Here is a 14392-nt window from a genome sequence, read left to right as displayed (position 1 = left end):
ATTTAGGAGGCTAAAAAGAGCTGTATCGTGTTTAGCTGAATTTAAGTGTATTTATAGGTCGTTTTAGATGAAGAGGTACGACCACTTAGTCATTTTAAATGTTAATTCATTTGAGCATCAGCATGTTAGTTATTGTCAAACTATTTAATTGTTTTTTGCCATTTGAATTTAACAGTTTTATTAACTATTCATTAAATGTAGATGTCAATTTCGCTACATATCTATAAATATAAAAGGTGAGGATATTACCTATGAAGAGACAGAAAAGAGATCGTTTAGAAAGAGCTCATTCTCAAGGTTATAAAGCAGGCTTGGCAGGCCGTTCAAAAGAACAATGCCCTTATCAACAAATCGACCCTAAATCTGAATGGTTGGGTGGCTGGCGAGAGGCCATTGAAAACCGTAATATGTTCAAAACTTAATATAGGCACCTTATTCACGCAAAAAAGCCCCATCAAGGGGCTTTTTTGTACCTGCTATTTTGTATCTTAAATTAAAGATTAAAACGCAGATGTATCTTGGAAAAGACCTACTTTTAGATCTTTTGCTTCATAAATAACGCGGCCATCGACTTCAACAGTACCATCAGCCATACCCATGAATAATTTACGTTTAATTACACGTTTCATGTCTAATCGATAGGTTACTTTTGTAGCAGTTGGTAGGATTTGACCTGTGAACTTAACTTCACCTACACCAAGTGCACGACCAAGACCAGGACCACCTGACCAACCAAGGAAGAAACCAACTAATTGCCACATTGCATCTAGGCCTAGACAACCTGGCATTACTGGGTCACCTTTAAAGTGACAGTCGAAGAACCAAAGATCAGGGTTGATATCTAGTTCTGCAACGATCTGACCTTTACCGTGCTCACCACCGTCAGCAGTGATAGAGATAATGCGGTCCATCATTAGCATGTTGTCACTTGGTAAACGACAGTTGCCTTCACCGAACATTTCACCTTGACCACAAAGGACCAATTCTTCTTTTGTATAGCTGTTTTTAGGTTCCATAACTCTTATTCATCGCTTAGAAATTGCCCCGTACTTTAGCGTACACTTGTACGCTAAACAACTCGGAGCAGTTAATTTTTTGCTATTTTTCGCTTGTTTTATGACCATTTAATTAAAGTGTCGCTGATAAAGGTAGATAAAACCGCGCATTGTGAAGTAAAAATCATTATAATTGCTGTGATTCTTTAACCAGTCTAAAGGAAATTTATGATCCTTTTTGTAAACTCACTAACAGTGATTGATTTTTCTTACTTGTGTAATAAACGCGGCGCAGTTGGCGAGAGCTGGATTGTGGATTTAACTCTGCACGGTCAATTAAATGATGAGTCGATGGTCCTTGATTTTGGTTTAGTCAAAAAACAGATTAAGGGCATTATTGATAACTGTATCGACCATAAACTTGCTGTGCCTAACAGTCTAAACGGTTCAATTATAAAGCATGCTGATCACAGCGTGTTAGATTGTCACTTTGGTGATAATTACCACTTAGCTATGAGTGCTCCAAATCAAGCATTTTGTTTAATTGATGCTGATATTGTTGATGAAAAATCGGTAACTGAGTTTTTAATTAAAACTATTATGCCTGAGTTACCTAGCAACATTGAAAAGATTGAAATTAATTTATACCCAGAGCACAGCCAAAGCTTTTACTATCACTATAGTCACGGTCTTAAAAAGCACGATGGTAATTGTCAGCGTATTATTCATGGTCATCGCTCACAAATTGGTATTAGCCTTGATGGTATGGCTATGCCTCGCTTACAAAAAGAGTGGGCAGATAAATGGGAAGACATTTATTTAGCAACAGCTGAAGATGAAATTAATAAATCAGACCTTAAGCATGTAACAGCACAAGATAACGATGTATGTTTTGCTTATACATCACAGCAAGGCTATTTTGAAATGGCGATTGATAAGTCACGCTGCGACATTTTACCTTGCGATACTACGGTTGAGTGCATTGCAGACTACTTAAGTTCACAAGTTAAAAACCAATACCCTGAATCAGAAGTAAAAATTACAGCTTATGAAGGGGTTGGCAAGGGGTCTATAAGTTATGCGTAAAGGATTACTAATAGCAGCATTTGCAGGATTGTTTTCTTTAACTGCAAGTGCTGTTGAATTAAAAGGACATTTAACTCAAGGCGGTTTAGTGACTGGCCAGATTGAAGGTGCTAAAAGTGTTAGCTTAAATGGTGAGTCTCTTAAGCTTTCAACAAATGGTGAGTTTGTGTTCGGTTTTGGTCGTGATGCTAAGGCAAATCATACCCTTTCTTGGGTTGATAGGGCAGGTGTAAGTCACGAACAAGAAATTGTGATCACAAAACGTGATTACAAAATTGATAAAATCACCGGTGTTGCAAAAAAATATGTTTCGCCCCCTAAAGAAGTGTCTGAACGTATTAGCCGTGAAGCTGTTGCTGTTCGTAAAGCTAGACAAGTTAATTCTGATTTACGTTATTTTTTAGATCCCGTTTATAAGCCTGCAGTTGGGCGAATTTCTGGTGTTTATGGTAGCCAGCGCTACTTTAATGGTGAACCACGTCGACCACACTTTGGATTAGACATTGCCAATAAAACGGGTAGTCCAGTGTATGCCCCAGTCAGCGGCACAGTGGTTTTTGCTGATGCTGACTTATATTACTCTGGTGGTACTTTAATTCTTGACCATGGCCATGGCGTTACCTCTACTTACATTCATTTAAGCAAATTAGATGTAAAAGTAGGGGATGAAATTAAGCGTGGCGATAAAATTGCTGAGATCGGCGCGACCGGTCGAGTTACCGGCCCTCATTTAGACTGGCGTTTTAATTGGAAGAATGAACGCCTTGACCCTGCGCTAATGATGCAAGACACATTAGCTAATAAAAAGTAGAGACTATGACACAACAAATCGATCGTGACGCTATTATTGCAAAGCGTATTGCTGACTCAACAACATCAGTAACAAAAACTGTTTTTCCTGGCCGTACCAACCACCACAATACTTTATTTGGCGGTGACGCGTTGGCGTGGATGGATGAAGTAGCGTTTATTGCTGCTACACGTTTTTGTCGTAAGCCACTTGTAACGATTTCGTCTGACCGTGTAGATTTTAAAGAAGCCATTCCGGCTGGTACATTCGCAGAGCTTATCTCTAAAGTTGTACATGTAGGTAATACCAGCCTTAAAGTAGACGTTGAAATCTTTTTAGAAAGAATGCACAAAGATGACAAGCACTTAGCTATTTCAGGTAGCTTTACGTTTGTTGCTGTTGATGATAACCACAGACCAACTCCGGTAGTTTGCGATAAAATGATTAACGGTTTCGAATAAGACTTACTGCAAGTTTAAAGTGAATTAAGCACCTTCGGGTGCTTAATTTTTTACCGTTAAAGAACACATCATACTAGTTATGTTATATGAATCTATCAGCAAGGAACAAAATATGCAACTATAAGTAATCAAAGGGGGGAGTGCGATGCGTTTAATATTACTGGTTATTTATATATTAATTATATTGTTGGCTTTTAATCAACTCGAAGGTTACCTGTTTGATTTAGCAGGCGCTTTGCGTGGCGTGCTGATTATATGTAGCTTATTACCTGCAATACTTTTATTGTTATGGAATAAAAAGCTTTCTTTTTGTTTAGTTTTTTTAAGTATTGGCTTAGTTCTATTTCACTTTAAACCTTACTCATCATCTGAAGCTGTTAAAAATTCCGATATCAAAATCGCACAAGTAAATTTGCAATATAGCAATCCTAACTTAGCACAGATCATCGACAGTCAATTTTTAGGTACGCAAAATGATATCTTGGTACTGTTTGAGTTTAATGATACGCAGCGCCATGTGCTTGATGAACTCAACACGCAATATCATTTGTTTGGTTATGCTGAAGTTGAAGGGGCACCATTTGGCATTCTTGTTATCTCCAAGCTACCTATTGTGCAAAGGCAAATTAAACGCTTTGATAATCCTAAACTTGGCTATGTAAAACTTAGTTTCTTGTACAATAACATTATGTTAAATAGTGTTTTTTTTCATCCTCCATCACCTAGAACTCATACTTTATGGAGTCAGAGAAATAGGGTATTAAGTGAAGTTAGTAATGAAATTAAAAACTTGAAAGGGAGTTGGTTAGTTGCCGGTGATTTTAATACAGTACCTTGGTCACGGTACTTTATAAAGACTAAAAGCAGTTGCTTTAATCGCACAGGTTTTTATACAAGTTGGTCTTTCAATAATCAGCTAAGTGATTTAAAAGTTTTGGGTTTACCAATAGATCATTGTTTAGTGAGTGAAGATGTTTCTTTATCTAATGTTGGTGTTAACTCAGTAAACGGCAGCGACCACAAACTGCTGCACTATGAACTCACATTTTCTACGCATTGATTAAATTTAAGGTGACTATTTTCAATTAATATATCAACTAGCATAGTTAGCTCAAAGTTATCCCAAGGTTTTGCGGTAATCATATTAGCTATATTATTGTTAAGTGCACTTTTAGAAGCTTCTAGCTCTGCATAGCCAGTAATCAAAAGGCGAGAGCAGTTCGGCTGTAGCAATTTAATATCCTCTAGAACAGCAAAACCACTGATTGCAGGCATCAACAGATCACAAATGACTAAACTAATAGGGTTCTTTTTCGCATACTCAATTGCCGATAGAGGGTCGTTGAAACAAATTACATGGTTGTTAGTACCTAATAACCGTTTTAGCGACCTTAAAATTGCTTCATCATCATCGATGATTACAATGTTTTTTTTCATGAATGCGCTCCAAATAAGTGCTTCAAGTCATACAGCATATGTTTAAAGTTTCGTTTATGAGGGAATAGCCAAAAGGCTCTGTTTGAATACATAAGTGCTTTTGAATACTGACCAAGTTCACGGTAGAACTCGCCATAGCATTCACTTAATCGTGCTTTAATTTTTTTTCGTTCATTGTTTGATACAACAGATTGGTTACGATTAATAATTTCGACCATCGCTGCTAATCTATTTTCTCTATTTGATGTTATAGAGTTAGCACGCATTAGATAGTGCATTGCACATAGCGTTGAATAACCTACATAACCTTTTTTAGCTATTTTTAACCAGCAATCTAAATCGGTAGCGCTACTTAACTTATTATCAAAACCACCCACCTCAACAATGGCAGAGCGCTTAACCATGACCGACGAAGTGCCAACAATGTTGGTGGTGATCATTTGGCTTATTGGATTATCAAGAAATTGGAAGTCTGTGTTTTCTTCATTGCATTTAAACTCAGGCCAGTAATCAAAACAGCCAATTATATCTTCGTTGTTTTCATTAAAATGCATGTAGTCAGTAAAACTTAACACGCAATCTGGGTGTTTTTTATGAAATGATAACTGAGCTGCAAGTTTATCTGCTGACCAATAATCATCGGCATCTAAAAAAGCTAAGTACTCTGACTTTGCTTGCGTAATTGCCAGGTTACGAGCAGCGACAACCCCTTTTCTTTGTTGGCTAAAGATGCGTACTTCACTTTTGTCAGCAGCTAGTTGCTCAAGGTATTCTTTGCTGCCATCTGTAGAGCCATCATCAACAATAATGATTTCAAAATTTACATTTTTTTGCTGGTAAATGCTGTTAATACAGGTATCTAGATACTGCAAACAGTTGTAGTTGGGAATGATAATACTGACTTGGCTGTTCATAATATGCTCCAATAGCATTTCTTCACGTAGTAAAGGATACGCAATTTAGACGCCAGCTTTAAATCTGTATTTTCTTTGAAATTACTCAGCCTTTTCTCTTTGTGCGTTGCATTTTGCAAATCTTCGGTAATTTTTTATCTCAATTCGGGAATATTTCGGTTTTTTTGCTGGGTATGGAACTTGCCATAGCTCTTATAACAGTTTTTATAGGAGCGTTTTTATGAAGCATATTGCTATTTTGGTCCCAAGCTTTCCAATTGCATCAGAAACATTTGTTGTAACGGAAATTAAAGCTCTTCTAAACGCAGGGCATAAGGTGACAGTTCTTACATTTGAAAAAACCTCTGTGATGATTAATTTAACCAGTGCCATTGAAGTTAAAAAAATCACTAAACCTGCGTTTAAATTGATCTTACCTTCTATGTTTAACATTTATAAGTTAGCAAGGGCAACGCATACTGCAGCTCAATTTAAATCAATTTCAACACAATCATTACTTGCGTATGGTTATCAAATTGCACGCTATATAAAAGCTGCAAAGATAAACCATTTACATTGTCATTTTATGCATGGCCCACTTGCATACGGCATAGTTGCTGCAAAACTATCAGGCATTACCGTGTCTTCTATTGGCCACGGTCATGATGTTTACGTTAACAACGCAGATTTAAAACCAAAACTAGCACTTTGTGATTTTTCGATAGCGGTTTGTGAAGAAATGGCTATGCAATTTAAGCGCTTTTCAAAGAGCAATGTTAAATTGTTGCATTGCGGTATCGATACTAGACAATTTAAATTTGTACCATCGTCTCTTAATGAATCTGTGCGTTTGATTTTCATCGGCCGTCTTGTCGAGAAGAAAGGTCTGCAATTTCTACTACCTGCACTTAAGCATATTCCAAAAGAGTTTGGGATAACCCTCGATATAGTAGGGGACGGTCCAATGCTGAACGATTTAATGTACATGGCTGAAGAGTTAGGTATTCGTAAATATATACGCTTTCTAGGTGAAAAACCTCATGATTGGGTTAGCTCAAACCTAATTTATTATTCTGCGCTTATCGCTCCTTTTTGCGTCGCAGAAAATGGCGACCGTGATACAGGCCCGTTAGTTTTAAAAGAAGCCATGGCTTGTGGCCTTCCTGTACTGACTACCACTTTAATGGGAGCAAACGAAATTGTAACCCCAAGTGTTGGTATGAAATGTATGCCAGGTAGTATCTCTGGGCTCAGCAAAATGCTTTATAAATTTCACCAGCTGTCACCTTATAAACGTTATTTACTTGGTCAAAATGCCAAGCAGCATGTGAATGAGCATTATAACGCAGTTAAACAAGCGCAGCAGCTTTCCAAATGGGTTGAATCTTTATAGGGAGGTTTTATGAGTAACTTAAAACAAATCGGTTACTTTGCTTTAGCTATTTTTGCAGTAAAAGGGTTTGGCTTTTTGCTTTTACCAATTACAACTCGCTTTTTAGAAAAGAGCGAGTTTGGTGAGCTGAACTTTTTGGTGACCATGTCGGCGCTATGCTCTTTAGTGGTTTCGCTTGGTTTACCTGAGCTACTGCTAAAACAACAGTATCCATCTTTTCGTGAAAAAATGGCGTTATTTAGAGACTCTCTGGTATTAACAATCTGTTTTAGTGCGCTTTTTTTAGGCTGTAGCTTTATATTTAGCGAGCAAATTATTGCAAACTTACCTGCGCAAATAAAGGTGATTGATTTTAGGTTACTTATTTTAAATTTAACTTTTGCCTCGGTACTTGCTATCCCGTATACCTACTACCGGTTATTTGGTTACGCGCAAAAGTATTGTTTTTATAGTATTGCGCATGCTGTCATACAAACTTGTTTAACAATCACTTTGTTAGTTCTTGGTTTTAATGTAACCGGTGTAATGGTTTCAGGTGTTGTCTGCACGTTCATTATTATGTGTTTAACCTTAAGTGATATGCGAAGTGCACTTAAAGTGAGCTATTCTCGCTTTAGCTGGAGAATAAAAAAATCACAGACTGTATTCTTAACTTCAATTATCGCATCAGGTTTGTTTGTTTATGCCGGTAATGGTGCCGAGAACTGGTTCATTGTTGCACAGTTCAACGAGAGTGTATTAGCAAGTTATTACGTCGCAGCACAATTCGCCATTATAACTTCATTTACATTTGAGCCAATCCGACTTTGGTGGTTTGCTAAGCGCTTCAGCTTAATTAAGCAAGATAAAACGCAATATCAAAATTATGCAATAACCTCATTAAATGCAGGCTTAGCTATGTGTGTTTTGATGAGTTTACTGGCACCAATCGCTCTAAACTCTGTACTTCCTGCTGAATACCATGGCAAAGATAGCTGGCTGATTTTATTAATTATTGTTGTAGCTATTCGTCATCACAGCGATATTTTTAATATAGGTTGCTACATGCACAAGAATGGTGTGTTTGTATCCTTAATTAACTTTATCACAGCGCTTTTAGGCCTAAGTCTACTGTATTTTTTAGTGCCCAACTTTGGAGTTGAAGGCGCAATTTTGTCGTTAATTATTATGCAAAGCTTTAAATTAGTTTGCCTTTACTCAGTTAGTCAATATTTCGAACCTCTAAATCTAAATTTTGCTGCATTAATTCCAAGCTGGTTAGCATTGGCCTCTATAACGTTTATCACATTACAGTTTAACGAGCTTAGTTATGCTAAATGGGTGGTGTGTTTAATTTATTTAGTTGGCCTAGCATTCCAATATAAATCTTTGATTAAGCATGTAATTACAAGCTTAATGAAGGAGCATCAATATGCTCAATTACTATAAACAAAATCAGTTATTCATTAATGGCATTTTAGTAACCTTACTTGTGGTTGTTACCTATGCCATTTTGGGCCCGATAGCAGTTTTTGCATTGCTGCTATTACCTTTTGCCGCTTTCACTGCAGTAAAGGTAAGTGTGGCTTTTATAATTTTGTTTATTTTATTTAGCTACTTTAGATTACACGAAGCTTTTCCTTTTTTAATGCCTTTTAAAATTCCTAAGTTACTCGCGCTTGCGTCACTATTGGGAATAGCTTGGCACCTGTTTATCTCACAAAAATTAAAGCCACATTGGCATACCAATCATCTGATATTTTTTGTTTGGTTTATTTGGCTTACTGTTTGCGTTTTTAGTGCCTCAAATCGCGGTTTAGCGATGGAGTACTGGTCAGGTGTACTGACAAAAGTACTCATTATGGTATTTGCAATCTCGTGGTGGATGAGCACATTAAAGCATTTTAATGTGGTTAGAATTGGCATCATGATCTCAGGTGCCGCCATTGCTTTAGTTGCCCTGAGTAACAAAATGAATGGCATTGGCCTAGTAGAAGGTACCCGCGTCACTATTTCGCGAGAACTTCGCTCGCAGCTTGGTGATCCTAACGATTTATCACTTGTAATGATGTTTCCCGTGTCTTTTTTAGCTGCTGAAGTATTTGATTCAAGTGCCCATAAATTTAGACGCATCATTGCGTTTATATGCTTAGTTGTTGCAATTAGCGGTGTTATTGCCACGCAAAGCCGAGGTGGCTTACTTGGCATTGCTGCTGTACTTAGTTTCTTTATTTATCAAAAAGTTAAAAATCCGGTAGTTGTAGGCTGTATTGGAGCTGTGGGCATGTTAGCCATGGTTGCCTTTGCAGGTATTGCAGACAGACAAAGTGGCGGTTCTCATGAAGGCGGTGTTGATGAATCTGCTATGGGCCGTATCTACGCATGGCAAGCCGCAATCAATATGGCGATACATAATCCATTAACTGGGGTTGGGGTTAATAACTTTGTCGTTAATTACTATTTTTATAGCCCACATTGGGATGGCAAGAATCATGCAGTACACAGTACGTGGTTTCAGGTATTAGGTGAAACAGGTATCGTCGGAATATGCATTTTTGTGCTTGTGATTGCCTGTATTTATCGCACCTTGAACCGTGTTTTTTTAATGAATAAACAGATTAATGACAAACAAATTGATGTAAATGCGAAAGCGCTAAAGGGCGGCCTAATTGGTTTTATGGTGTCAGGAACCTTTTTAACTCAGGCATTTACATGGCCTATATATATCATTCTTGCTTTAACCATTGCGTTAGAAAAGCTTGTAATTGATAGACAAAGGGAGAGCTCACATGAGTGAAAATATTAAACAATGGCTTAAATCAAGTGACAGCCCATTTGCAAAATCACTTTTTCAATTTGCGAAATCGATTCGCAATCCGCAAATGTGGGTTATCCCAGGTATTCATTCATTTATATATAAATTGCATTTATTGGTTAAAACAGTAGTGAGTGAGCTAGGGCGCATTTTTTATTACACACCACTATTTAAAAGCCAAATCAAGGGCTCAAAAGCAAATTTATACCTATATTCTGGTATGCCGCAAATTTTAGGAAAACTTGAAATTAGCTGTAATGACAACACACGAATTAGTGGCATCAGTACTTTTTGTGGGCGTAGTCATGGTAATAACACACCCAAACTTATAATTGGCAGTAATGTAGATATTGGTTGGCAGAATGCGTTTTCTGTTGGTCGAAAAATTGTTTTAGAAGATGATGTTCGCCTTGCAGGTCGGGTATTTTTAGCTGGTTTTCCTGGTCACCCTCTAAACTCTGAAAGACGTGCTCTAGGTGACCCTGATGATGAATGCCAAGTTGGCGATATCATTATCAAACAAGGCGCTTGGATAGGCACCGGCGCAACTGTGCTTGCAGGTGTAACAATAGGCGAGGGTGCTATAGTTGCTGCAAGCGCGGTAGTTACTAAAGATGTGCCAGCAAATACTATTGTTGCTGGCAATCCAGCTAAAATTGTTAAAGAGCTGGAGGATTCGCTATGAAATTTATTGTATTCGGCGAAGACTGGCAAAGTCACCCAAGTAGTACACAGCACCTATTTAAACAACTAGCAAAACAACATCAGGTTATTTGGATTAACTCGATTGGTATGCGCAAACCAACTCTTCGCTTAATTGATGTAAAACGGGTATTAAACAAATTAAAAAGCCTATTCTTATCAAAGTCCTCAAGACCGAAAACGACGACAACCAAAACCGGCCAGAACATTAATTTAACAGCACACACATTAGCGGTTTTACCTTGGCACGATAGCGTAATAGTAAGGCTATTTAATAAATGGATTTTTAATCGAAAAGGTTTCATAGATGATGAGCCAATAGTTTATTGGCTTAGTGTGCCTACTGCAATTAGTCTAATCTCACCGCGAGCGCAAGATAAGGTCATTTATTATTGTGGTGATGACTTCTCTGCACTTGCGGGGGTTGATCATAAAATGGTCGCGCCTTTTGAAAGTGACCTTATCGAAAAAGCTGACACCATCTATGTTGTGAGTGAGCCTCTAGCCAACAAAATGCCGAAATCTAAAGTTAAAATGCTTTCTCATGGGGTCGATTTAGAGCTTTTTACCACGCAAACCACAAAAGCCGTTGAACTTGAGCAAATAAGCAAACCAATTATTGGTTTCTATGGTTCCTTGAATGCTTGGCTTGATAAAGCCTTATTGTTAAGGCTAGCTAAAGATAGGCCTGAGTATCAATTAGTATTGATAGGCCACCTTGTCGAAGACTTCTCTGATCTAATCAAGTTAGACAATGTAAACCATATACCGGCTGTAGAACATGATCGTTTAGCTTCATTTTCTCAGCATTGGCAGGTATCTATCTTGCCATTTGTTGATAATGAGCAGATCAGGGCCTGTGATCCACTTAAATTAAAAGAATACATAGCAACAGGCACACCGATTGTCACGACACGCTTTGCTGCGGTTAATCCGTACCAAGAGACCATATTAATAGCAGACAACCACCAGGGCTTTATTGAGCGTGTCGACTATGCTGTAAGCCTAAGTAAATCAAACAACTTGAATTGGCGAGCAAACCAATCTCGGCAGGCAAGTGATCATAGCTGGCAAGCAAAAGCCAAGCTAGTCTGTAAACAACTTAGGTTTTGCTAAACAAACCTTTCAACCCAAAGCCGCATCTTGTATCGATACAAGATGCGGCTTTTTACATTTTGGCTCACTAACTGCAATTAACTAACTATCTATAGAAATCTCGGTTGTTTTTATCAATTTGCAAATTAAAACCGAGCAATTTTGCAAAATGCAAAGCAAAAGGTAAAGTATGTTAGTTAAAGAGCAGATCAAACGGTTAATTTATTTAGGGCTTTATGCGCTTTACACGCGTATTAAGCTCTTTATTATTCCGTTTTGCATTGTGCCAATCGTCGTCATTGCGCTTGGCTTATCTGCGCAAAAACAATATACCAATCACGCCACCATCTTAATTGAAGAGTCTGCACTACTTAATCCTTACTTAGATGATCTGTCTTTCTCGTTTCAGCTTTCTGATCGTATGGCAGCGCTGCGTACCTTAGTTATCAGTCGTAAGGTACTTATTGCAGTAGCAAAAGAAACCCAATTAATAGCTGAAGATGCTACGCCAAAACAAGTTGAAGAAATCCATCAAAAACTATCTAAAGCGTTATCACTTTCGTTAATTGGCGATGAGCTGGTCCGCATTAACTTTATTTGGCATGACCAATCACAAATGAAGCCAGTACTTGAAAAGGTGGTAGAAAAATTTATTGAACGTTTATTAGCACCAACAAAGGCGTCACTTGATACTTCTGAGCAGTTTTTCTTTAAACAGCTCGATAGTTTACGCGAAGAACTTGAGTTATCTGAAGAAGCCCTGGCTGATTTTAAAACCAAAAACAGTAATACCTTACCCGATGTATTACATAGCAATCGCCAAACCTTCGACAGCTTACTAAGCGAAAAACAACAAAAGCTGATTGCTCTTTCAGGGGCTAAAGCAAAACTGAATGCCTTAGTGAGTAAAGTAGGGCAGGCCAATCCAATTTTAGGCAATTTAGAAGAAAAGATAATTCGTACTGAATCTGAATTAAGTCTTTTGAGAACACGCTATACCGATAAACATAGCAAGATTATCGAGAAAAAACGCACACTGGCAAACTTAAAAAGTCGACAACAGGCGCTGTTAGCATCTAGTGAAGAGCTAGACACAACGAATCTTGATCAGTTATGGCAAATGGTTAATACGCTTCCGTCTGGTGATGGTAAAGAGAGCAGTGTTTTAGTATCACAACTTCTTGCGCTTGAAGAGGCCCGTAATAATTTACTTCAGCAAGAGCAAGAATTTGCAATGCTCGAAGAGCAAGTGCAGCTTGTCAGTGAACGTCTGTTAGTAACCAGTGATGTAGAAAAACAATTACGTAAACTAGAGCGTGATTACGATGTTAAACAATCACTTTATAAAGACATGCTGAGCCGTTACGAAATGGCCAAAGTTACGGGCAAATTAGTTAAATACGAAGGACCTGACAAAGTTAAAACAATTGAGCGAGCTTATAGCCCAACACAACCTATCAATACATCAATGCTGATGACCGTTATCGTTGGCATTGTGCTTGGAATTTTCACAGGTAGTGCAAGCGTATTTGTTGCTGCACTTTGTGACAGTCACTTAAAAGATATTAAAACCATCGAAAAACTTACCAGCGCAGAGGTGGTAACAGTACTTCCTATCGTCAATGCCGAATCTAACTTCGGTAATATTGAAGGAGATAAATCATGAATGTCATGCACTTAGTTCAACACCTACAAGTAGGTGGCCTAGAAAAAATGGCAATTACTTTACTCAAAAACAGTCAATTTAGTAGCTCGAGTATTATTGTTTCTCTTGAGGGAGACAGACAATCTGCGTTTCAGCAATGGCCTGAGCTTGAACAATATAGCCATCGAGTCATTTGTTTAAACAAAAAACCAGGCGTCAGTATTTCTGTAATCGCCAAAATAAAGGCATTAATAAAAGAGCATAATATCGATATTATTCACAGCCATCATGTTGGTCCTGTTATCTATGCTGGTATTGCTTGTGCGTTGACCGGTGATTCAGTGCGTCATATATCAACTATTCACGACGCGTGGTATTTAAATAATGTTAAGCAATGTACTTTCACTAAATTACTGGATTTATTTACAAATATTTATTGGGTTGCTGATGCACGTATTGTTGCTGACGAATTTAGAGCTAAAACATCAATCATTCCTGAGCGCACAATTTTAAATGGTATAGATTTCGATACCTTTGTGGCTATAAATAAAACAACGGCTCGAAGTCAGCTTAACTTACCCCACACAGCTAAGTTGGTTGGCTGTGCGGCCAGGTTAATTGAAGGAAAAGGTCACAAAGATCTTATTCATGCTTTGCATTATTTACCTCAGGATTACCATATTGTGTTTGCAGGTGACGGCGAACAGAAAGTCACTTTAATGAATCTTGTACGTAATTTAGGCCTTAACGAACGCGTGCACTTTTTAGGTAATGTACAGGACATGCGAGCCTTTTATTCGAGTATCGACGTGATGTGTTTGTATTCACAGCGTGAAGGTTTGCCATTATCGATTATTGAAGCTATGGCGTGTGGTATTCCGGTTGTAGCTTCCGATGTTGGAGGCATTCATGAAGTTCTTACTAAGAATGAAGGTGAACTTGTGTCTCCTCACGAATTTAACAAACTTGCACCGGCTATTTTAAGAGCAAGTAGACTTCCGCATGGTTTATGTATTCGTCATCACGCTATTGCTATTGCGGATGCCAGAACCATGAGTAGTAAATACGACAACTTATATTCTGCTTTAGCAGTATAGGAGC

Annotated in this window: 15 protein-coding genes; 12 read left to right on the top strand and 3 right to left on the bottom strand. The window is 38.0% G+C overall.

Features of this window, described 5'->3' with window-relative positions; genetic code table 11:
• The first annotated feature begins 251 nt into the window (after positions 1-251).
• Entirely contained in the window at positions 252-422 is a 171-nt protein-coding gene (gene rmf / locus L1D46_RS06260; protein ID WP_036968408.1) for a ribosome modulation factor, read from the top strand.
• Positions 423-500: 78 nt separating this feature from the next.
• On the opposite strand, the gene fabA is transcribed toward rmf, so the two are convergent.
• Positions 501-1016, bottom strand: coding sequence for a bifunctional 3-hydroxydecanoyl-ACP dehydratase/trans-2-decenoyl-ACP isomerase (fabA, locus tag L1D46_RS06255; protein ID WP_130051476.1), 516 nt, complete (start codon positions 1014-1016; stop codon positions 501-503).
• A 207-nt stretch (positions 1017-1223) separates the two neighbouring features.
• Between fabA and L1D46_RS06250 the strand changes: the two genes are divergently transcribed.
• The 4 genes from L1D46_RS06250 (at position 1224) to L1D46_RS06235 (ending at position 4392) form a co-directional block, all read left to right on the top strand.
• Positions 1224-2081 (top strand): 6-carboxytetrahydropterin synthase, encoded by an 858-nt coding sequence (locus L1D46_RS06250; RefSeq protein WP_130051477.1) that lies wholly within the window; start codon positions 1224-1226, stop codon positions 2079-2081.
• Positions 2074-2892 (top strand): M23 family metallopeptidase, encoded by an 819-nt coding sequence (locus L1D46_RS06245; protein ID WP_130051478.1) that lies wholly within the window; start codon positions 2074-2076, stop codon positions 2890-2892. The genes L1D46_RS06250 and L1D46_RS06245 overlap by 8 nt, the downstream gene beginning before the upstream one ends.
• A 5-nt stretch (positions 2893-2897) precedes the next feature.
• Positions 2898-3332, top strand: coding sequence for an acyl-CoA thioesterase (locus tag L1D46_RS06240; protein ID WP_063705312.1), 435 nt, complete (start codon positions 2898-2900; stop codon positions 3330-3332).
• A gap of 145 nt (positions 3333-3477) precedes the next feature.
• Entirely contained in the window at positions 3478-4392 is a 915-nt protein-coding gene (locus L1D46_RS06235; RefSeq protein WP_130051479.1) for an endonuclease/exonuclease/phosphatase family protein, read from the top strand.
• Here the strand turns inward: L1D46_RS06235 and L1D46_RS06230 are convergent.
• Positions 4365-4769 carry a response regulator gene (locus L1D46_RS06230; RefSeq protein ID WP_130051480.1) on the bottom strand — a complete coding sequence of 135 codons (405 nt, stop codon included), beginning with the start codon at positions 4767-4769 and terminating at the stop codon, positions 4365-4367. The genes L1D46_RS06235 and L1D46_RS06230 overlap by 28 nt on opposite strands.
• Positions 4766-5683 carry a glycosyltransferase family A protein gene (locus L1D46_RS06225; protein WP_130051481.1) on the bottom strand — a complete coding sequence of 306 codons (918 nt, stop codon included), beginning with the start codon at positions 5681-5683 and terminating at the stop codon, positions 4766-4768. The genes L1D46_RS06230 and L1D46_RS06225 overlap by 4 nt, the downstream gene beginning before the upstream one ends.
• Positions 5684-5903: 220 nt before the next feature.
• On the opposite strand from L1D46_RS06225, the gene L1D46_RS06220 reads away from it, so the two are divergent.
• From L1D46_RS06220 to L1D46_RS06190, 7 genes are all read left to right on the top strand, one after another.
• Entirely contained in the window at positions 5904-7055 is a 1152-nt protein-coding gene (locus L1D46_RS06220; RefSeq protein WP_239977095.1) for a glycosyltransferase, read from the top strand.
• Positions 7056-7064: 9 nt separating this feature from the next.
• Positions 7065-8483, top strand: coding sequence for an oligosaccharide flippase family protein (locus L1D46_RS06215; protein ID WP_239977094.1), 1419 nt, complete (start codon positions 7065-7067; stop codon positions 8481-8483).
• Positions 8467-9831, top strand: coding sequence for an O-antigen ligase family protein (locus L1D46_RS06210; protein ID WP_239977092.1), 1365 nt, complete (start codon positions 8467-8469; stop codon positions 9829-9831). Before L1D46_RS06215 ends, L1D46_RS06210 begins: the two co-directional genes overlap by 17 nt.
• Positions 9824-10534: an acyltransferase gene (locus L1D46_RS06205; RefSeq protein ID WP_239977091.1), complete on the top strand. Its 711-nt coding sequence runs from the start codon at positions 9824-9826 to the stop codon at positions 10532-10534. The genes L1D46_RS06210 and L1D46_RS06205 overlap by 8 nt, the downstream gene beginning before the upstream one ends.
• Positions 10531-11667 (top strand): glycosyltransferase, encoded by a 1137-nt coding sequence (locus L1D46_RS06200; RefSeq protein WP_239977090.1) that lies wholly within the window; start codon positions 10531-10533, stop codon positions 11665-11667. The genes L1D46_RS06205 and L1D46_RS06200 overlap by 4 nt, the downstream gene beginning before the upstream one ends.
• Positions 11668-11836: 169 nt before the next feature.
• The gene (locus L1D46_RS06195; RefSeq protein WP_239977089.1) at positions 11837-13312 is read left to right on the top strand and encodes a GNVR domain-containing protein; all 1476 of its coding nucleotides are present in this window, start codon (positions 11837-11839) and stop codon (positions 13310-13312) included.
• Positions 13309-14388, top strand: coding sequence for a glycosyltransferase (locus tag L1D46_RS06190; protein WP_239977088.1), 1080 nt, complete (start codon positions 13309-13311; stop codon positions 14386-14388). The genes L1D46_RS06195 and L1D46_RS06190 overlap by 4 nt, the downstream gene beginning before the upstream one ends.
• Positions 14389-14392 lie beyond the last annotated feature (4 nt).

Origin of the sequence: Pseudoalteromonas sp. Isolate3, from assembly GCF_022398505.1 — a bacterium.
Classification (GTDB): domain Bacteria; phylum Pseudomonadota; class Gammaproteobacteria; order Enterobacterales; family Alteromonadaceae; genus Pseudoalteromonas; species Pseudoalteromonas apostichopi.
The sequence above is the reverse complement of the archived record's forward strand: the minus strand, read 5'-3'. Positions and strand labels throughout refer to the sequence as shown.